The 20,009-nt window shown below is 71.9% G+C and carries 17 protein-coding genes; 11 read left to right on the top strand and 6 right to left on the bottom strand.

The features are described 5' to 3' along the window. Positions 1-375 precede the first annotated feature (375 nt). From AB5J87_RS30610 to AB5J87_RS30600, 3 genes are all read right to left on the bottom strand, one after another. On the bottom strand, positions 376-3,678 hold the full coding sequence (locus AB5J87_RS30610) for an ATP-binding protein (RefSeq protein ID WP_369381281.1): 3,303 nt from the start codon (positions 3,676-3,678) through the stop codon (positions 376-378). A 2-nt stretch (positions 3,679-3,680) separates the two neighbouring features. Beyond that, positions 3,681-4,004: a CU044_2847 family protein gene (locus tag AB5J87_RS30605; protein ID WP_369381280.1), complete on the bottom strand. Its 324-nt coding sequence runs from the start codon at positions 4,002-4,004 to the stop codon at positions 3,681-3,683. A 160-nt stretch (positions 4,005-4,164) separates the two neighbouring features. Next, positions 4,165-4,956, bottom strand: a complete 792-nt coding sequence (locus AB5J87_RS30600) for a metal-dependent hydrolase (protein ID WP_369381279.1) — start codon at positions 4,954-4,956, stop codon at positions 4,165-4,167. Positions 4,957-5,125: 169 nt separating this feature from the next. Between AB5J87_RS30600 and AB5J87_RS30595 the strand changes: the two genes are divergently transcribed. The 3 genes from AB5J87_RS30595 to AB5J87_RS30585 all read left to right on the top strand — a co-directional run bounded on the left by AB5J87_RS30595 (position 5,126) and on the right by AB5J87_RS30585 (position 9,108). Beyond that, positions 5,126-7,639, top strand: a complete 2,514-nt coding sequence (locus AB5J87_RS30595; protein WP_369381278.1) for a DEAD/DEAH box helicase — start codon at positions 5,126-5,128, stop codon at positions 7,637-7,639. Positions 7,640-7,670: 31 nt separating this feature from the next. Further along, a complete protein-coding gene (locus AB5J87_RS30590) occupies positions 7,671-8,549 on the top strand; it encodes an acyl-CoA thioesterase (protein WP_369381275.1) in 879 nt (292 codons plus the stop codon). A 70-nt stretch (positions 8,550-8,619) separates the two neighbouring features. After that, a complete protein-coding gene (locus AB5J87_RS30585) occupies positions 8,620-9,108 on the top strand; it encodes a glutathione peroxidase (protein WP_369381274.1) in 489 nt (162 codons plus the stop codon). A 97-nt stretch (positions 9,109-9,205) separates the two neighbouring features. Here the strand turns inward: AB5J87_RS30585 and AB5J87_RS30580 are convergent, their stop codons facing one another. Beyond that, on the bottom strand, positions 9,206-10,435 hold the full coding sequence (locus AB5J87_RS30580; protein WP_369381272.1) for an acyl-CoA dehydrogenase family protein: 1,230 nt from the start codon (positions 10,433-10,435) through the stop codon (positions 9,206-9,208). Positions 10,436-10,638: 203 nt separating this feature from the next. Here AB5J87_RS30580 and AB5J87_RS30575 point away from each other — a divergent pair, with 203 nt between their 5' ends. After that, positions 10,639-11,289 carry a TetR family transcriptional regulator gene (locus AB5J87_RS30575; RefSeq protein WP_369381270.1) on the top strand — a complete coding sequence of 217 codons (651 nt, stop codon included), beginning with the start codon at positions 10,639-10,641 and terminating at the stop codon, positions 11,287-11,289. Here AB5J87_RS30575 and def read toward each other — a convergent pair. Further along, complete coding sequence (def, locus tag AB5J87_RS30570) at positions 11,286-11,858, bottom strand: peptide deformylase (RefSeq protein ID WP_369381267.1); 573 nt, start codon at positions 11,856-11,858, stop codon at positions 11,286-11,288. The genes AB5J87_RS30575 and def overlap by 4 nt on opposite strands. Before the next feature lie 117 nt (positions 11,859-11,975). Between def and AB5J87_RS30565 the strand changes: the two genes are divergently transcribed. From AB5J87_RS30565 to AB5J87_RS30535, 7 genes are all read left to right on the top strand, one after another. Then, positions 11,976-13,214: a MurT ligase domain-containing protein gene (locus AB5J87_RS30565; RefSeq protein ID WP_369381264.1), complete on the top strand. Its 1,239-nt coding sequence runs from the start codon at positions 11,976-11,978 to the stop codon at positions 13,212-13,214. Between the two features lie 23 nt (positions 13,215-13,237). Beyond that, complete coding sequence (locus AB5J87_RS30560; RefSeq protein WP_369381263.1) at positions 13,238-13,966, top strand: type 1 glutamine amidotransferase; 729 nt, start codon at positions 13,238-13,240, stop codon at positions 13,964-13,966. 159 nt (positions 13,967-14,125) lie between these two features. Next, positions 14,126-15,151: a 6-phosphofructokinase gene (locus AB5J87_RS30555; protein WP_369381262.1), complete on the top strand. Its 1,026-nt coding sequence runs from the start codon at positions 14,126-14,128 to the stop codon at positions 15,149-15,151. Positions 15,152-15,255: 104 nt separating this feature from the next. Next, on the top strand, positions 15,256-16,206 hold the full coding sequence (locus AB5J87_RS30550) for a cytochrome c oxidase assembly protein (protein WP_369381260.1): 951 nt from the start codon (positions 15,256-15,258) through the stop codon (positions 16,204-16,206). Between the two features lie 83 nt (positions 16,207-16,289). Further along, entirely contained in the window at positions 16,290-16,448 is a 159-nt protein-coding gene (locus AB5J87_RS30545; protein ID WP_369381258.1) for a hypothetical protein, read from the top strand. Positions 16,449-16,488: 40 nt separating this feature from the next. After that, positions 16,489-17,190, top strand: coding sequence for a lysophospholipid acyltransferase family protein (locus AB5J87_RS30540; protein WP_369381255.1), 702 nt, complete (start codon positions 16,489-16,491; stop codon positions 17,188-17,190). Between the two features lie 64 nt (positions 17,191-17,254). Beyond that, positions 17,255-18,283 (top strand): NAD-dependent epimerase/dehydratase family protein, encoded by a 1,029-nt coding sequence (locus AB5J87_RS30535; RefSeq protein ID WP_369381254.1) that lies wholly within the window; start codon positions 17,255-17,257, stop codon positions 18,281-18,283. Between the two features lie 93 nt (positions 18,284-18,376). On the opposite strand, the gene AB5J87_RS30530 is transcribed toward AB5J87_RS30535, so the two are convergent. Continuing rightward, complete coding sequence (locus tag AB5J87_RS30530) at positions 18,377-19,954, bottom strand: alpha/beta hydrolase (protein WP_369381253.1); 1,578 nt, start codon at positions 19,952-19,954, stop codon at positions 18,377-18,379. Positions 19,955-20,009 lie beyond the last annotated feature (55 nt).

Here is a 20,009-nt window from a genome sequence, read left to right as displayed (position 1 = left end):
GGCTACGGCCGGTCCGGCACGGGCCGGTGCGACGCGGGCGTTCGGTCCGCCCGCACCGGCCGGTGCGACGACAGCGTTCGGCCCGGAGTGGAGGCCCCGTCCGGAGGTAGCGGCTGGGCCGAGGAGACCCGTCCGGGGACGACGGCCCGGCCGAGGAGGACCGCCGGTCCGGAGGGGACGCCCCGCCCGGGGACGACGACCGGTCCGGGGACGACGACCGGTCCGAGGACCACGACCGGTCCGGAGGCGACGGCCCGTCCGGAGGCGACGGCCCGTCCGGAGATGGCGACCCGTCCAGAGACGAGTGCCCGTCCAGAGACGAGTGCCCGTCCAGAGATGGGTGCCGGTGCGGAGATGGGTGCCGGTCCGGAATGGCTAGCGGTCCGCGGCCTCCGCCGTCTCCCGGCCGGGCGACCGGCCCGGCAGCCACTGGTCGACGGTGATCAGCAGGGCGTCGGGGTCGACCGGCTTGGTCAGGAACGCCGAGGCACCCGCCTCTACGCTGCGTTCGCGGTCGGCCGCCATCGCCTTGGCGGTGAGCGCGACGATCGGCAGCTCCGCGCGGCCCGGCAGCCGCCGGATCAGCTCCATCGCCTCGTTGCCGTCCATCTCCGGCATCATCACGTCCATCAGGACGAGGGCGATGTCCCCACGGCGTCTGACCAGCTCGATCCCCTCCCGGCCGCTCTCCGCGTACAGGACCTTCAGCCCGTGCCCCTCCAGGAGCGAGGTGAGGGCGAAGACGTTGCGGACGTCGTCGTCGACGACCAGGACGTACTCGCCCTCGAACTCCCCGGTGAACGACGGGAGCAGGACGGGCCGCTCCTCAAGGTCCGGATCCGGTTCGTCGGTGTCCACCGGCCCCTTCGGCACCTCCAGGGTGAACGTGGAGCCCCGGCCGACCTCGCTCTCGCAGTGGATCCCGCCGTGGAGCAGCTGGGCGATCTCGCGGCTGATGGACAGGCCGAGGCCCGTACCGCCGTACTTGCGGCTGGTCGTGCCGTCGGCCTGGCGGAACGCCTCGAAGATCACGTCGAGCTTGTCGGCGGGGACGCCGATCCCGGAGTCCGAGACCGAGAACGCCAGCCGTCCGCCCGCCTGGCCGACCCGCAGCTCCACCGCCCCGCCCGTGTCGGTGAACTTCAGCGCGTTGGAGAGCAGGTTGCGCAGCACCTGGAGCAGCCGCTGCTCGTCGGTGTGGAGCTCGGCGGGCAGCCCGGGCGCCAGGCTCACGGAGAAGTGCAGGCCCTTCTCCCCCATCAGCGGGCGGAACATCGCGTCCACGTGGTCCAGCAGCGGGGCCAGCGGGAGCCAGGCGGGCGCGGTGTCCATCCGGCCCGCCTCGACCCGGGCGAGGTCGAGGACGTCGTTGATCAGCTGCAGCAGATCGGTGCCCGAGCGGTGGATCGTCTCGGCGAACTCGACCTGCTGGCGCGAGAGGGTGCCCTGGACGTTGTCGGCCAGCATCCTGGCGAGGATCAGCATGGAGTTGAGCGGGGTGCGCAGTTCGTGGGACATGTTGGCGAGGAACTCGGTGCGGTAGCGCTGGGAAGCGGCCAGCAGCTCCGCCCGTTCCTCCAGGATCCGGCGGGCCTCCTCGATCTCGTGGTTCTTCAGCTCGATGTCCCGGTTGGCGAGCGCGAGGAGCTCGGCCTTCTCCGCCAGCTCCGCGTTGGACGCCTGCAGCGCCTTCATCTGCCGCTCGGTGCGCTCCTGTTCGAGCAGGACCGCGAGGCTGCGCCGCATCAGCGCTCCCACCTCCGGCGGGATGTCGTCGGGCCGTTCCTCCAGCCACCGCTGTGCCTCGGCGACCCGGGGCGCCGAGAGCACGTCGCCGTCGGCCGCGCGCTCCTCGGCCAGCGCCAGCCACTGCTGGAAGTCGGCGTCCTCGTCGACCCAGCCGGCGAGCCGCTGCCAGCCCCGGATCAGGGCCTCGTGGGCGATCTCGGCCGTGTCGGGCCCCTCCGGCCCCACCACGACCAGGCGCCGCTCGGGGTCGGCCATCAGCTGGGCCACGTACCAGTCGGCGCCCAGGTGGGCGCTGCGGGCCGGGACCCGTACCGCGCTGGCCGCGCCGCCCCGGGCCCGGATCATGGAGAGGAGTACGCGCCGGATCCGGGCCTCGTCCAGGGTCTGCGCCAGGAAGCGGTAGACCTGTTCGGCGTGGCGGTTGAGGGCGCCCGAGACACCGCCCAGGCCGTGGTAGCTGTCGAAGCTGATCCGGCGCTCGCGCTGCATCGGCCAGAGTTCGGTGAGGGCGAACTCCAGGAGCGGCAGTCCGCCCGGCCCCTTGCTCGCCTCCGCCGCCACGGCCTCGGCGAGCCCCTCGGTGAAGGTGACCCCGGCGAGCGCGGCGGGCTCCACGATCACCCGGGTCAGCGCGGCCTCGTCGAGCGGGGACACGTTCAGCTGGCGGTCCTGCAGCCGCGGCCCGATGTCCGCCAGCTCCAGCAGGTCGGGCAGGAAGTCGGAGCGCAGGGTGCAGATCAGGCGTACGTCGGGGCTCTGCAGCGTCTCGGGCGGCGGGAAGGTCTGGCGCAGGAAGCGGACCGGGTCCACTCCTTCGGCGCCCGCGCTCAGCACCTCCTCGAACTGGTCCCCGATGAGCGCGAGGCGGCGCCCGGAGAGCACCGCCACCCGGCTGGCGACCGGCCAGAACCCCTCCTCGCGCAGGGCTCGGCAGCGGTTCTCCAGCTGTTCGAGCGAGTGGTCGCCGCCGGGGCACTCCAGGTCGAGCAGCGCGCGGGCCAGCGCGTCGTACGGCATGGCGCCCGGCCGGAAGGAGGCGACCGACCAGCCGTCCGCGAGCAGCCCGGGTTCGAGGCCGGCCGCCACCAGGGAGGACTTGCCGACCCCGGAGGGGCCGGTGACCACGACCAGCGGGCGGTCGCGGACCATCGCGCGCAGCCCGGCGACCTCGCGCTCGCGGCCGACGAAGAGCCCGGCGCGGGCGTCGGCTGCGGTGAAGGACCGCAGGCCCCGGTAGGGGCAGGGCGGGAGCATGCTGTCGCCGAGGACCTCGGGCCAGGCGGCCGACACCTCGGTCATGGGCACCGCGTACGCGTCACCGGTGGTGCCCTTGCGTCCGGCGACGGCGAGCAGGCCGACGACCGCGTCGCCCCATGCGTCGCCCACGATGACCGGGGCGCCGCTGAAGCCGGGCTGGACGCGCAGCGCCGACTCGCTGGCGGAGTCGAGCTGGACCAGCCCGCCGCCGACCGCGCCCCGCAGCCGGCAGGAGGACCAGGCGCCGTTGCCGGTGCGGGAGGGGCTGCCCGGGTAGCCGAAGACACCGGCCGCCAGGTCCTCGGCCCGGCCGCCCCGCACCGCGACCAGCCGGGCGGGTCCGGCGCCGACCGGCAGGGTGTCGCCGACCACGACGAGTCCGGCGGTGTCGCGCCCGCCGAGTCCGGAGGCCGGGGGCGGGTCCCAGGCGACGATGCGGCACTCGCGCAGCGGCGCGCCCTCGGCGTCGCCCAGGAGCGGGAAGTCGACGCGGATCCGGGCGCTGTCGGGTGGCCGCTCGCGCGCCGACTTGTCCCGCCCGAGTGCCACGTTGATCACATGTGCGCAGGTCACGATGTGTTTCTCGGCCACGACACAGCCGACGCCGGCCGCCGTGGGCGGTTCGGCCGTGGCATGCCGGATCCGGACGACGAACCCTTCTCGCCGGGTCATGGTCAGGCGCGGTTCCAGACGAGCCGGACGGCGAAGTTCACCTCGGCCGTCCCCTTGGCGATGATCACGCCGGTGTCGCCGCCCGCCTTGAGGCCGAACTCGATCTCCACCTCGTCGGGCCCGAGCCCGCGCACCGTCTCGACGACGCGGGAGAGCACGGGCCGCACCTGGTCCATGGCCTCGGTGAGCGAGGTCCTGGCCCGGGCCACCATGGTGGTGCCGCCCGCGGCCAGCTCCAGATCGGCGCCCGTCTCGTCCTCGCCGATCTCGAAGACGGCCAGCACGTCGCTGCCCCGCTCCAGCGGCATCGTCAGAATCTGCCCCATGCGGTTCGTCCGCCGCCCTCACTCCCGTACGAGCGCGGCGCGTCCGTCCGGAGTACGGGAGCCACCGCGATGACGGGTCCCATCGTCGGCCACCGGGGCGCCGGGCGCAGGCGGTTCGGGAAACCGGGCCGGAGCCGGGGCCGGGACGAAGGTGCCGGGGTCAGATGAAGTTGAGCGCTCCCGCCGCCCCTATCCCGCCGAGCACCATGAACGCGGGCATCAGGACCTTCAGCTCCACCCAGCTGCCCGCCCGGAAGCGCATCGCCTTGGGCGGGCCCACCGGGTACCAGCGCTTGCGGCCCACCGGGATGGGCCACAGGACCGGGCAGCCGGAGACGGTCAGGGCGTCGCCGATGTCGTGGACGAGCGCGCCCAGCACGATCGGCAGCCCCAGCCACAGGTACTCCTGGCCGGGGCCGTCGAAGAGCCACTCCGAGCCGTTGCCGGGCTTGTCGAGGACCCCGGCCATGATCCAGGCCCCGGCGGCGCCGAGCAGCCACACCAGGACGTCGCTGGACATCCGGGCGGCCCGCCACAGCAGGCCCTCCACGGCGAGGACGACATGGACGAAGAGGATGCCGAGGACCGCCCAGCGCCCGCCGAACACGGCCGCGGCCGAGGCGCCCGCCCCGATGAGCACGGCCCACAGCCACGTGTGGGTGAGGGTGCGGTGGCCGCCGTTGCGGCGCGGGTCGCCGGGGCCCCGGGTCGCCTTGTAGACGGCGTGCGAGAGTTCGTCGACGATGCCGCACAGGGCCCGGGAGACGGGTCCGAAGGCGCGCGAGATGGTCGCGGACTTGTGGTCGAGGTCGGGCGCGAGCGCCGCACCGGCGCTGATCAGGGCGCCGACGACCAGGACGGGCCAGGGCATGGCGTGTCCCGCCGCGGCGGTCGCCGCCCCCACCCCCAGCCAGGCCGCCGCTCCCGACAGCGAGTGCGCTGGTCCCATCATGGCCGTGCCCGCCCCTTTTCCCGTTGTGCGTGATCCGCCGTGCGTGTTCCGCCGCCGTACGCGTTCTGCCGCCGTGCGCGGCCCCGTTGACGCCGCAGCCTATCGTTCATGATCTTGAGGCTCGTCCTCCGGTTCCCTCTTGGGAGGTGAAGGCAGGCAAGATGGGGGCGTGACCCTTATCGATCAGCTGCCGCCGAGTGCCGACCCCGATGCCCTTTTCGAAGCCTTCTCCACCTGGGCCGAGGAGCGGGGCATCTCCCTGTACCCGGCGCAGGAGGAGGCGCTGATCGAGGTGGTGTCGGGGAACAACGTGATCCTTTCCACCCCGACCGGCTCCGGGAAGAGCCTGGTGGCGGCGGGCGCGCACTTCGCGGCGCTGGCCCGGGACGAGGTCACGTTCTACACCGCGCCGATCAAGGCCCTGGTCTCGGAGAAGTTCTTCGACCTGTGCAAGCTGTTCGGCACCGAGAACGTGGGCATGCTGACCGGTGACGCGTCGGTCAACGCGGACGCCCCCGTCATCTGCTGCACCGCCGAGGTGCTCGCCTCCATCGCGCTGCGCGACGGCAAGCACGCCGACATCGGCCAGGTGGTGATGGACGAGTTCCACTTCTACGCGGAGGCGGACCGCGGCTGGGCCTGGCAGATCCCGATCCTGGAGCTGCCGCAGGCGCAGTTCGTCCTGATGTCGGCGACCCTCGGCGACGTCTCGATGTTCGAGAAGGACCTGACCCGGCGCACCGGCCGGGAGACCGCGGTGGTCCGCTCGGCGACGCGCCCGGTCCCGCTCTCGTACGAGTACGTGACCACGCCGATCACCGAGACGCTGACCGAGCTCCTGGAGACCCGGCAGTCGCCGGTCTACATCGTGCACTTCACCCAGGCGCAGGCGGTCGAGCGGGCGCAGTCGCTGATGTCGATCAACATGTGCTCGCGCGAGGAGAAGGACAAGATCGCCGACCTGATCGGCAACTTCCGCTTCACCACCAAGTTCGGCCAGAACCTCTCGCGTTACGTCCGCCACGGCATCGGTGTGCACCACGCCGGCATGCTGCCCAAGTACCGGCGGCTGGTGGAGAAGCTGGCGCAGGCGGGCCTGCTGAAGGTGATCTGCGGCACCGACACCCTGGGCGTCGGCGTCAACGTGCCGATCCGCACGGTGCTGTTCACCGCGCTCACCAAGTACGACGGCAACCGGGTGCGCACCCTGCGCGCCCGTGAGTTCCACCAGATCGCCGGGCGGGCCGGACGGGCCGGGTTCGACACCGCCGGGTTCGTGGTGGCCCAGGCGCCCGAGCACGTCATCGAGAACGAGAAGGCGCTGGCCAAGGCGGGCGACGACCCCAAGAAGCGCCGCAAGGTGGTCCGCAAGAAGGCCCCCGAGGGCTTCGTGGCCTGGTCGGACACCACCTTCGAGAAGCTGATCGGCTCCGAGCCCGAGCCGCTGACCTCGCGCTTCCGGGTCACCAACATCATGCTGCTCTCGGTGATCGCCCGGCCGGGCAACGCCTTCGAGGCGATGCGCCACCTCCTGGAGGACAACCACGAGCCGCGCAAGGCGCAGCTGCGGCACATCCGCCGGGCCATCGCGATCTACCGCTCGCTGCTGGACGGCGGCGTGGTGGAGCAGCTGGACACCCCCGACGCCGAGGGCCGCACCATCCGGCTCACCGTCGACCTCCAGCAGGACTTCGCGCTCAACCAGCCGCTGTCGACGTTCGCGCTGGCCGCCTTCGACCTGCTGGACCCCGAGTCCCCCTCGTACGCGCTGGACATGGTCTCGGTGGTCGAGTCGACCCTCGACGACCCGCGCCAGATCCTCGCCGCCATGCAGAACAAGGCGCGCGGCGAGGCCGTCGGGCAGATGAAGGCGGACGGCGTCGAGTACGAGGAGCGCATGGAGCGGCTCCAGGACATCTCGTACCCGAAGCCGCTGGAAGAGCTGCTGTGGCACGCGTACAACGTCTACAAGAAGTCGCACCCGTGGGTGGGCGACCACCCGGTCTCGCCGAAGTCCGTCATCCGTGACATGTACGAACGGGCGCTCACCTTCACGGAGTTCACCTCCTGGTACGAGCTGGCCCGCACCGAGGGCATCGTGCTGCGCTATCTGGCGAGCGCGTACAAGGCGCTCGACCACACCATCCCGGACGACCTGAAGACCGAGGACCTCGAAGACCTGATCGCCTGGCTGGGCGAGATGGTGCGCCAGGTCGACTCCTCGCTCCTGGACGAGTGGGAGCAGCTGGCCAACCCGGAGGTCCAGACGGCCGAGGAGGCCCAGGAGAAGGCCGACGAGGTCAAGCCGGTCACCGCGAACGCCCGCGCCTTCCGCGTCCTGGTGCGCAACGCGATGTTCCGCCGGGTGGAGCTGGCCGCGCTCGACAACGCGGACGCGCTGGGCGAGCTGGACGCCGAGTCCGGCTGGGACGCGGACGCCTGGGGCGAGGCGCTGGACAAGTACTGGGACGAGTACGAGGAGCTCGGCACCGGTCCGGACGCCCGCGGTCCCAAGCTGCTCGCGATCGAGGAGGACCGGGCGCACGGCCTGTGGCGCGTCCGGCAGACCTTCGCCGACCCCAACGGCGACCACGACTGGGGCATCAGCGCGGAGGTCGACCTGGCGGCGTCCGACGAGGAGGGCCGCGCGGTGGTCCGCGTCACCGACGTGGGCCAGCTCTGACACCCTTGGCACCCGAGAGGACCGCGACGACATGACGAACCCCGCCGAGAGACTCGTCGATCTGCTCGACCTGGAGCAGATCGAGGTGAACATCTTCCGCGGTCGCAGCCCCGAGGAGTCCCTCCAGCGGGTCTTCGGCGGGCAGGTGGCGGGCCAGGCGCTGGTGGCGGCCGGGCGCACCACCGACGGCGAGCGCCCGGTGCACTCGCTGCACGCCTACTTCCTGCGCCCGGGCCACCCCGGCGTCCCGATCGTCTACCAGGTCGAGCGGGTCCGGGACGGCCGCTCCTTCACCACCCGCCGGGTCACCGCGGTCCAGGACGGCCGCACGATCTTCAATCTGACGGCGTCCTTCCACCTCCCCGAGCCGGGCGGCATCGAGCACCAGCTGCCGCCGAGGCTGGACTTCCCCGCGCCGGAGTCGCTGCCGACGGTCGCGGAGGAGATCCGCGAGCACCTGGGCGCGCTGCCGGAGGCGCTGGAGCGGATGGCGCGCCGCCAGCCGTTCGACATCCGCTATGTGGACCGGCTGCGCTGGACCGCCCGGGAGGTCAAGGACGCGGACCCGCGCAGCGCGGTGTGGATGCGCGCGGTCGGCCCGCTGGGCGACGACCCGCTGGTGCACACCTGCGCGCTCACCTACGCGTCCGACATGACGCTGCTGGACGCCGTCCGCATCCCGGTCGAGCCCCTGTGGGGCCCGCGCGGCTTCGACCTGGCCTCGCTGGACCACGCGATGTGGTTCCACCGGCCGTTCCGGGCCGACGAGTGGTTCCTGTACGACCAGGAGTCGCCCATCGCGACCGGCGGCCGGGGCCTGGCCCGGGGCCGCATCTACGACCGTGCGGGCCGGCTGCTGGTGTCGGTGGTGCAGGAGGGCCTGTTCCGCCCGCTGCCGCCGCGCGGCTGACCGCCGGGCTCCCTTCCGGCCCGTTCCGAACCCCTTCCCATCCCTTCCGTTTTTCGACGAGGAGCTGTTGATGAGCCTGTACGACATCCCGCTGCGCACCCTGTCCGGCGAGGCCGCCTCGCTGGCCGACTACAAGGGCAAGGCGGTGCTGGTCGTGAACGTGGCGTCCCAGTGCGGCCTCACCCCGCAGTACGCCGGTCTGGAGCGGCTCCAGGCGCAGTACGGCGAGCGCGGCTTCACCGTGCTCGGCGTGCCCTGCAACCAGTTCGGCGGCCAGGAGCCGGGCACCGCCGAGGAGATCGGCACGTTCTGCTCGGCCACGTACGGAGTGACGTTCCCGCTGCTGGAGAAGACCGACGTCAACGGCGCCGGGCAGCACCCGCTGTACGCCCGGCTGACCGAGGTCGCCGACGCGGAGGGCGCGGCCGGCGACGTCCAGTGGAACTTCGAGAAGTTCCTGATCTCCCCGGCCGGCGAGGTGGTCGCCCGGATCCGTCCGCGCACCGAGCCGGAGGCCCCGGAGGTCATCGCCGCGATCGAGGCGCAGCTGGCCGTCTGAGCCTGCGCCGTCCGGGCCGACGCGGCCCAGGGCGGGGAAACGGTTCGGCTCCGTTCCCGCCACACGGGAACGGAGCCGGTGCCGCAACGGCAGCAAGTTAGCGGATCGGCAGGCCCGACAGGGTGCGGGCGATCACGAGTCGCTGGATCTCGCTGGTGCCTTCGAAGATCGTGTAGATGGCGGCGTCCCGGTGCATGCGCTCCACCGGGTACTCCCGGGTGTAGCCGTTGCCGCCGAGGATCTGGATGGCCTGGGCGGTGACCTTCTTGGCGGTCTCGCTGGCGAAGAGCTTGGACATGGAGCCCTCGGCGGACTCGAACTTCTTGCCCGTGGTCGCCATCCAGGAGGCCCGCCACACCAGCAGCCGGGCCGCGTCGATCTGGGTGCGCATGTCCGCGAGCTGGAACGCGACGCCCTGGTTGTCGATGATCGGGCGCCCGAACTGCTCCCGCTCCTTGGCGTATTCGAGGGCGTAGTCGTAGGCGGCGCGCGCGGTGCCGACCGCCATGGCGCCGACCGCCGGGCGGGACGCCTCGAAGGTGGCCATCGCCGCGTTCTTCACGCGCTCGCCGCCGCCCGCCCGCGCCTTCTCGCGGGCCCGGGCGAGGCGCTCGTCGAGCTTCTCCTTGCCGCCGAGCAGGCAGTGGCCGGGGACGCGCACGTCCTCCAGGACGACCTCGGCGGTGTGCGAGGCGCGGATGCCGTGCTTCTTGAACTTCTGGCCCTGGGAGAGGCCGGGGGTGTTCGGCGGCACGATGAACGAGGCGTGGCCCTTGGAGCCGAGCTCGGCGTCGACGACGGCCACGACGACGTGCACGTTGGCGATGCCGCCGTTGGTGGCCCAGGTCTTGGTGCCGTTGAGCACCCACTCGTCCGTGGCCCGGTCGTAGACGGCACGGGTGCGCATGGAGGCGACGTCGGAGCCCGCGTCCGGCTCGGAGGAGCAGAAGGCGGCGACCTTCACGTCGTCCACGTCGCCGTACATCTGCGGTATCCAGGTGCCGATCTGCTCCTCGGTGCCGTTGGCGAGGACGCCGACGGCGGCCAGGCCCGTACCGACGATCGACAGGGCGATGCCCGCGTCGCCCCAGAACAGCTCCTCCATGGCGACCGGGATGCCGAGACCGCTCGGGTCGAAGAACTGTTGGGCGTAGAAGTCCAAGGAGTAGATTCCGACCTTGGCGGCTTCCTGGATCACCGGCCAGGGGGTCTCCTCGCGCTCGTCCCACTCGGCGGCGGCGGGGCGGATCACGTCCTTGGCGAACCCGTGCAACCAGTCCTTGACCTGCTTCTGGTCATCGTTGAGTTCCATCGTGAACTCGGCCATGTCCCCTCCACCACTTCCCATGCCACCCACGAGCGTTACTTGCGGTAACGGCAGTATGTTACCGGCCGGTAGAGCCTGTCAACCGGCACGTTCACGACCAGCGCCCGACCAGGTCGGGGTGTTACGTTGCGCAGGCGTTCCGCAAGGCGGAAAAGCAGAAACACGTAAGAACGCGGTACCGGTACGGGCGGGGAGACACAGCCATGGAGACCACACACCAGGCCGAACAGCAGCGGACGTCGGCCGAGAGCCGTCGGCGCGAACTGCTGGAGGCGGCGGACCGGGTGGTGCTCCGGGACGGCCCCAAGGCGTCGATGAACGCGATCGCGGCCGAGGCCGGCATCACCAAGCCGATCCTCTACCGGCACTTCGGCGACAAGGGCGGCCTCTACCGCGCCCTCGCCCAGCGGCACACCGACGGTCTGCTGTCGGCGCTGCGGGCCGCGCTCGACGCCCCGGCGGGCCGGCGCGAGCGCGTCGAGGCGACCCTGGACACCTATCTCGCCGCGATCGAGGCGCGCCCGCAGGTCTACCGCTTCCTGATGCACCCGGCCGAGGAGTCCGGCGGCGGCGAGCACCCCGGCTTCGACGTCGGCCGCCACTCCGCCCCGCTGCTGCGGCGGATGGGCGAGGAGCTCGGCGTGGTGATCGCCGAGCGCATCGACCTGGGCCCGGGCAGCGAGGCGTTGGCGCGGGTGTGGGGCCACGGGATCGTCGGCATGATGCACGCGGCCGGCGACTGGTGGCTGGGCGAACGCCCCTGCTCGCGCGCCGAGTTGGTACGGGGCCTCGCGGACCTGCTGTGGGGCCGCCTGGCCGCGGCGGCGGACCGGGTGGGAGGGCCGGGCTTCTAGGTCGCCGCGGGCGGGACGGGGGAATACCGCTCGGGCCCCCAGGGCGCGCGCCGGATCTCCCGCAGTGCCCTCCCCCGCCGCCACCCCGTCAAACGGTCCGCGTACACCACCCCGTCCAGGTGGTCCATCTCGTGCTGGAGGCAGCGGGCGAAGAAGCCGGTGCCGCAGATCCGGACCGGGTCGCCGGTCACCGTCACCCCCTCCACCACCGCCTCGTCGTGGCGCGGGGTGCCCGCCTCGATGCCCGGCAGCGACAGACAGCCCTCGGGGCCGCGCACCACGACGCCGTCGGCCGACACCAGGCGCGGGTTGACCACGTGCCCGAGGTGGCGGACCTCGTCGTCGTCGGGGCAGTCGTAGACGAACACCCGCAGCCCGACCCCGATCTGGTTGGCCGCCAGACCGACGCCCTGGGCGGCGTACATCGTCGCGAAAAGGTCCTCGACCAGCCTCTCCAGGGACCGGCCGAAGTCGCTGACGGGCTCACAGGGGGCGTGCAGGACCTGGTCACCGAGGAGAGACATCTCTCGTACGGTGCCGGAACTGCCGGGAATCGGGCGGTGGCGCATGGCCGTAAGCGTACGTTCCGACGGCTCGGCGACCGCCTCGGTGGTGGCGCGGTTCGGGCCGCTGTCCGGATCTCGATAGGCTGAGGTCCGACCCAGGCGCAAGGAGGATCAAGGACGATGGCAGGCAACGCGGAGCCGCTGTCACCGCGGGCCAAGCTCGCCGTGACGGCGGGCAAGGCCGCTGCGGCGGTGTCGCGCGCGGCGGGGCGGGGCAGTGGATCGGTGATCGGCGGCCGGGTGGCGCTCAAGCTGGACCCCGATCTGCTCGGGCGACTGGCGAACCACCTGGACGTGGTCCTGGTCTCGGCGACGAACGGCAAGACGACGACGACCCGGCTCATCGCCGAGGCGCTGCGGGCCAGCGGCCCGGTGGTGTCCAACGCGCTGGGCGCCAACATGCCCGCGGGCATCACCTCGGCGCTGGCGGGCGGCTCGGAATCCCGCTTCGGCGTGATCGAGGTGGACGAGAAGTACCTCGCGGGCGTGGCCCGGGACGTGACCCCGAAGGCGATCGCGCTGCTCAACCTGAGCCGCGACCAGCTGGACCGGGCCGCCGAGACCCGGATGCTCGCCGAGAAGTGGCGCGAGGGGCTCCAGGGCACCAAGGCCGTGGTGATCGCCAACGCCGACGACCCGCTGGTCGTCTGGGCGGCGTCCTCCTCCCCCAACGTGGTGTGGGTGGCGGCCGGTCAGGAGTGGAAGGACGACGCCTGGTCGTGCCCCGCCTGCGGCGGTGTGATGCAGCGGCCCGGCGACGACTGGTTCTGCGGCGAGTGCGGTTTCCGCCGCCCGCAGGCGAGCTGGGTGCTCAGCGGCGACTACGTGCTGGACCCGCACGGCTCGGCCTGGCCGATCCACCTCCAGCTGCCCGGCCGCGCCAACAAGGCCAACGCCGCCACCTCCGCCGCGGTCGCCGCGGTCTTCGGGGTGCCGCCGCAGGTCGCGCTGGAGCGGATGTACCAGGTGCAGGCGGTCGCGGGACGCTATGACGTCGTCTCGTTCCAGGGCCGTGAGCTGCGGCTGCTGCTGGCGAAGAACCCGGCGGGCTGGCTCGAAACGTTTTCCCTGATCGACCCGCCGCCGACGCCGGTGATCCTCTCCGTCAACGCCCGGGGCGCCGACGGCACGGACACCTCGTGGCTGTGGGACGTCGACTACACCCGGCTGGCCGGTCACCCGATCTTCGTGATCGGCGACCGCAAGCTGGACCTGGCGGTCCGCCTGGAGGTCGCCGACCTGGACTTCCGGGTCTGCGAGAGCCTCTCGGAGTGCGTCCAGCTCGCGCCCCCCGGCCAGATCGAGCTGATCGCCAACTACACCGCCTTCCAGGACGTGCGCCGCACGGTCGGCAACTGAGACCCCCCGAAGGAGAAGCGAGCATGAGCGACAACAGCCTGCGTCTCGTGTGGGTCTACCCCGACCTGCTGAGCACCTACGGCGACCAGGGCAACGCGCTGGTCGTGGAGCGCCGGGCCCGTCAGCGCGGCCTGGACGTGGCGCGCGTGGACGTGCGCAGCGACCAGCCGGTGCCGTCGTCCGGCGACATCTATCTGATCGGCGGCGGCGAGGACCGGCCGCAGCGGCTGGCCGCCGAGCGGCTGCGCCGTGACGGCGGGCTCCAGCGCGCCGCGTCCAACGGCGCGATCATCTTCTCGGTCTGCGCCGGGTACCAGATCCTGGGCCACGAGTTCATCAACGACCTCGGTGAGCGCGAGCCGGGCCTCGGCCTGCTCGACGTCGTCTCGACCCGGGGCGAGGGCGAGCGGTGCGTCGGCGACGTGCTGGGCGACGTCGACGAGCGCCTCGGCCTTCCGCAGTTGACCGGTTTCGAGAACCACCAGGGCATCACGCACCTCGGTCCGACGGCCCGTCCGTTCGCCCGGGTGCGCCTGGGCCGGGGCAACGGCACCGGGGACGGCACCGAGGGCGCGTACAACGAGACGGTCTTCGGCACGTACATGCACGGCCCCGTGCTGGCGCGGAACCCGCAGATCGCGGACCTGCTGCTGAAGCTGGCCCTCGATGTGAACGCGCTGCCGCCGACCGACGACCGCTGGTACGAGGCGCTGCGCGCCGAGCGGATCGCCTCCGCCACCCAGCCCGCCTGACCCGGAACCGGGCACCCGGAAGGCCGTTCGTAGCTTCGTACGACGTCCATCTGTCGGACCGCTGATTCGGCCCCGTCACCCTGCGCCGGTAGGGTGGCGGGGATCCAACCGGACGACGGGGTCCGGTCGTCGGCCCACGTTGCAAAGGTTTTCCGGGCAATGCGAATTGGTGTGCTCACCTCCGGCGGCGACTGCCCCGGCCTGAACGCCGTCATCCGTTCCGTCGTGCACCGCGCGGTGGTCGACCACGGCGACGAGGTCATCGGCTTCCACGACGGCTGGAAGGGTCTCCTGGAGGCCGACTACCGCAAGCTGGACCTGGACGCGGTGGGCGGCATCCTCGCCCTCGGCGGCACGATCCTCGGCTCCTCCCGCGTCCAGCCCGCGCATCTGCGCGACGGCGTCGAGCGCGCCAAGGGCCATGTGGCCGAGCTGGGTCTGGACGCGATCATCCCGATCGGCGGCGAGGGCACCCTGAAGGCCGCCCATCTGCTCTCCGAGGCGGGGCTGCCCATCGTCGGCGTGCCCAAGACCATCGACAACGACATCGCCTCCACCGACGTCACCTTCGGCTTCGACACCGCCGTGGGCGTGGCCACCGAGGCGCTGGACCGCCTCAAGACGACCGCCGAGTCGCACCAGCGCGTGCTGATCGTCGAGGTCATGGGCCGCCACACGGGCTGGATCGCCCTGCACTCGGGCATGGCCGCCGGCGCCCACGCGATCGTCGTGCCGGAGCGCCCCTTCGACATCGACGAGCTGACCGAGCTGGTCGGCCGCCGGTTCTCGGCGGGCAAGAAGTTCGCGATCGTGGTGGTCGCCGAGGGCGCCAAGCCGCGCGAGGGCTCGATGCGCTTCGACGAGGGCGGCACCGACATCTACGGCCACGAGCGCTTCGCGGGCGTGGCCAGCCAGCTCTCCGTGGAGCTGGAGCGGCGCCTGGGCAAGGAGGCCCGCGCGGTCATCCTCGGCCACGTCCAGCGCGGCGGCACCCCGACCGCCTACGACCGCGTGCTCGCCACCCGGTTCGGCTGGCACGCGGTGGAGGCGGTGCACCGGGGCGAGTTCGGGATGCTGACCGCGCTGCGCGGCACCGACATCACCATGGTGCCGCTGGGCGAGGCCACCGCGACGCTGAAGACCGTCCCGGCCGAGCGGTACGCCGAAGCGGAGTGCGTGCTCTAGGCACGAATGGTTGTGGACTCAACGAGCCGCCCCCGGTCGCGATCGCGGCCGGGGGCGGCTCTACTCTGGGTGCGGACAACCGGTACGAAATCAGGAGTCAGCGGATGGATCACAGCGGGCACGGCATGAACATGGATCTGCCGCCGTTCACGCTGGAGCGCGGTCTCGCATGGTCCATGGACCCGTTCTTCCTGATCGGCTGTGTCGCGGCGCTCGGCCTGTACGGCTGGGCGGTGCTGCGGCTGCGCAGGCGCGGCGACGGCTGGCCGGTGAGCCGGATGGTCTTCTGGACGCTGGGCGTGCTGAGCATCGCGCTGGTGATGTGCACCAAGCTCAACGACTACGGCATGGTCATGTTTAGCGTGCACATGGTCCAGCACATGGTCATCAGCATGCTCTCGCCGATCCTGCTGCTGCTCGGCGCGCCGGTGACGCTGACGCTGCGCGCGCTGCCGGTGGCCGGGCGCGGGCGCAAGGGCCCGCGCGAACTGCTGCTGGCGCTGCTGCACAGCCGCTATCTGAAGGTGATCACGCATCCCGCGTTCACCATCCCGATGTTCATCGCGAGCCTGTACGCGCTCTACTTCACCCCGCTCTTCGACTTCCTGATGGGCTCGAAGACCGGCCACATCGCGATGATGGTGCACTTCCTGGCGGTCGGTCTGATCTTCTTCTGGCCGATCATGGGCGTCGACCCGGGCCCGCACCGCCCCGGCTACATCATGCGGATGCTGGAGCTCTTCGCCGGCATGCCGTTCCACGCCTTCTTCGGCATCGCGCTGATGATGGCGACCCAGCCGATGATCAGCACGTACAAGAACCCGCCCTCCTCGCTCGGCATCGACGCGCTCGCCGACCAGGAGGCGGCCGGCGGCATCGCCTGGGCGTTCAGCGAGATCCCCTCGGTGGTGGTCCTGATCGCCCTGGTCTTCCAGTGGTACGCGACCGAGAAGCGCGAGGCCAAGCGCCAGGACCGGGCCGCCGACCGCGACGGCGACAAGGAGCTCGCCGCCTACAACGCCTATCTGGCCTCGCTCAACGCACGCGGGCAGTAACCCGCGGTGCGCCCCTCTGGCGCGGCGGGCCCCCACGGGGCGACCATGGACTCCACGGCAGCGGCCGGGAGGAAGGGGACCCCATGCCCGGCACGACGAAGGCGATGGTGGTGCTCACCGTCGTGGCGCTGGTGATGACCACTGCGTACACGGTGGCGCTCGGCAGCAGCGGCTGGCTCTGGTTCGGCTGGGTCGTCCTGGGCCTGGCCACGGTGGGCATGGCGGCCTCCCGCAGCGCCTGAGCCACGGCCCGGCGGGCGGGCCGAGTGGGGAGCTGGTGCGTTGCTGTACTACGTGCTGAAGTACGCCGTCCTGGGGCCGCTGCTGCGGCTGCTCTTCCGGCCCCGCATCGAGGGGCTCGAACACGTCCCGGAGGAAGGCGCGGCGATCGTCGCGGGGAACCACCTGTCGTTCTCCGACCACTTCCTGATGCCGGTGATGCTGAAGCGCCGGATCACCTTCCTCGCCAAGCAGGAGTACTTCACCGGCCCCGGCCTCAAGGGCCGGCTGACCGCCGCCTTCTTCCGCGCGGTCGGGCAGATCCCGGTGGACCGCTCCGGCCAGGAGGCCGGGCGGGCGGCGATCCGCGAGGGGCTGGGCGTGCTGAGCCGCGGCGAACTGCTCGGCATCTACCCGGAGGGCACCCGCTCGCACGACGGCAGGCTCTACAAGGGCAAGGTCGGGGTCGCCGTGATGGCGCTGCGGGCCGGGGTGCCCGTCATTCCGTGCGCGATGGTCGGCACCTTCGAGATCCAGCCGCCCGGCCAGGTCGTACCGAAGATCAAGCGGGTCACCATCCGGTTCGGCGAGCCGCTGGACTTCTCGCGCTACGCCGGGATGGAGAGCGAGAAGGCCGTGCTGCGGGCCGCCACCGACGAGCTGATGTACAAGATCCTGGAGCTGTCCGGACAGGAGTACGTCGACCGGTACGCGGCCGATGTGAAGGCCGAGGAGGCCGGAAGGTTCCCCAGGATCCTCGGCTGAGAGCGGATCCGCCCAGGGCGCAACGGCCTGTTCCCGGTGATCGGCGCGTCCTAGCGTCGCCGGTATGAGCAGAGGAACCGCGTTCGTCGTGGGAGCCATGGGACAGATCGGGCGGGCCGCCGTGCGCGCGCTCGCCGAGGACGGCTGGGAGGTGCGGGCCGCCTCGCGCGGCGGCGGAAGCGATCCGGGCTGGCCGCAGGGGGTGCGCCCGCTGGCGCTCGACCGGGACGAGGACGGGGCGCTGGCCGCGGCGCTCGGGGACGGCTGCGACGTCCTGGTGGACATGGTCGCGTACGACGGCGGCCACGCCCGCCAGCTGGCCGCCCTCGCGGACCGGATCGGCTCGGCGGTGGTGATCTCCAGCGGGGCGGTCTACCAGGACGAGCGGGGCCGCAGCTTCGACACCCAGTCCGAGCCGGACGGCTCGCCCCGCTACCCGCTGCCCATCCCCGAGTCGCTGGCCACGGTGGCGCCGGGCGAGGAGACGTACGGCACCCGCAAGATCGCGCTGGAGCAGGGGCTGCTCGGCTCCGCGCTGCCCTCGACGCTGCTGCGGGCGGGCGCGGTCCACGGCCCGTACTGCCGCAGCCCGCGCGAAGTGTTCTTCGTGAAGCGGGCGCTGGACCGGCGGCCGGTGCGGGTGCTGGCGTACGGCGGGGCGAGCCGCTTCCATCCGGTGCACGCCGCCAATGTCGCCGAGCTCATCAGGCTGGCGGCGCTGCGGCCCGGCTCGCGGGTGCTCAACGCGGGCGATCCGCAGGCGCCGACCGTCGCCGAGATCGGCGCCGCGATCGACGAGGTGCTCGGGGTGCGCGCCGAGACGGTGGTCTTCGACGGCGCGCCCGCCGAGGGCACGCTGGGCCTCACCCCGTGGAGCGCGCCGCACTCGATCGTGTACGACATGTCGGCGGCCGGGCGCGAGCTGGGCTACCGGCCGGTGACGGGGTACGCGGAGTCGCTGCCCGCGACCGTCGGGTGGATCGCTCAGCGGCTGCGGGACACCACCGGCTGGCGCGAGGCGTTCCCGGCGATGTCCAAGTACCCGGACCTGTTCGACTACGCGGCCGAGGACGCCTGGCTCGCCGCCCGCTGACGGCGCGTCGCCGACGGCGGCCGGTTGCCGGCGGGCCGGGGCGGCACGAAGGGGCGGCCGGAGTACCGGCCGCCCCTCCTGTGTGCGGGATCGTTACGGCTTCGGCGTGGCGTGCGGGGTGCAGGTCACGTCGGCGCTGTCGACCTTGCCGGAGAGGAAGTAGGCGTCCACCCGGCTGTTGATGCACGGGTTGACCAGACCGGTCACGCCGTGCGAACCCGCGTCCTTCTCGGTGATCAGGCGCGAGCCCTTGAAGCGCTTGTGCAGCGAGACGGCGCCCTGGTACGGCGTGGCCGCGTCCCGGGTGCTCTGGACGATCAGGACGGGGGGCAGGCCCTTGCCCGTCTTGACCTCGACCGGGGTCTGCTGCTTGGTCTGCCAGGTGGCACACGGCAGGTTCATCCAGGCGTTGGCCCAGGTCATGAACGGGTAGTCCTTGTTGAGCCGGGTGTTGTCCCGGTCCCACTTCTTCCAGCTGGTGGGCCACTTGGCGTCGGCGCACTCGACGGCGGTGTAGACCGCGTTGCCGTTCTCGGAGGCGATGTTGCCCTTGATGTCCGACATGTCGGGCGAGGCCGCGTCGATGAGCGCCTTGGTGTCACCGGCCACGTACTTGCTCCAGTTCTGGGCGGTGGGCGCCCAGGAGGAGTCGTAGTACGGGGCGTTCTGGAAGTAGGCGATGAGCTCGGCCGGGCCGACCACGCCGCCGAGCGGGCTCTTCTTCGCCTGGGCGCGCAGCTTGAGCCACTGCGCCTCGACCTTGGCCCGGGTGTCGCCGAGGTGGAAGGTGGCGTCGTTCTTGGCGACCCAGTCCTCCCAGTCGTTCCAGCGGCCCTGGAAGGCGACGTCCTGGTTGAGGTTGGCCTCGTACCAGATGTTCTCGCGCGAGGGGTCCACGACGCTGTCCACCAGCATGCGGCGCACGTGCGACGGGAAGAGCGTGCCGTAGACGGCGCCCAGGTAGGTGCCGTAGGAGACGCCCAGGTAGTTGAGCTTCTTCTCGCCCAGCCCGGCGCGGATGACGTCCAGGTCGCGCGCGGTGTTCGGGGTGGTCATGAAGGGCAGCATCCAGCCGCTGCGCTCGGCGCACCCGTCCGCGTACTCGGCGGCGAGCTTGCGCTGGGCGCGCTTGTCGGCCTCGCTGCCCGGGACCGGGTCGGCCTTCGGCGCCTTGACGAACTCCTGCGGGTCGACACAGGAGATCGGCGTCGAGTGGCCCACGCCGCGCGGGTCGAAGCCCACGAAGTCGTACGCCTTGGCGGTGTTGACCCACAGCGGGTTCTTGTTGGTCACCCGGGTGGGGAAGCGCATGCCGGACGCGCCGGGGCCGCCCGGGTTGTAGACGAGGGCGCCCTGGCGCTCGGCGGGGGTGCCGGTCGAGGCCACCCGGTTCACGGCGAGCTTGATCTGCTGGCCGTAGGGGTGGGCGTAGTCGAGCGGAACGCTGACGTAACCGCACTGGATCGGCTTGGCGAAGCCCCAGTCGGCCGGACAGTCGGTCCAGTCGATGCCCTTCTTGGCGGCCCGCTCGGCCGCGAGCTGCACGCCGCGCGCCTCGGACGTCGAGCGGTGACGGCTCTCGGCGTTGGCCACCGGTGCCGCGACCGCGCCGACTATGAGCGTGCCCGCGATCAGAGTGCCGGCCGAGCCGAGCACTGCGGTGCGTCTCAAGTGCTTCCTCCCCCTGCTGAAGTGCGCCGCTCGTGGTGGCGCGAATTCATTGGTC

The sequence above is a fragment of the Streptomyces sp. cg36 genome (assembly GCF_041080675.1).
Lineage (GTDB): Bacteria > Actinomycetota > Actinomycetes > Streptomycetales > Streptomycetaceae > Streptomyces.
This window is presented reverse-complemented; position numbering and strand designations above follow the sequence as displayed.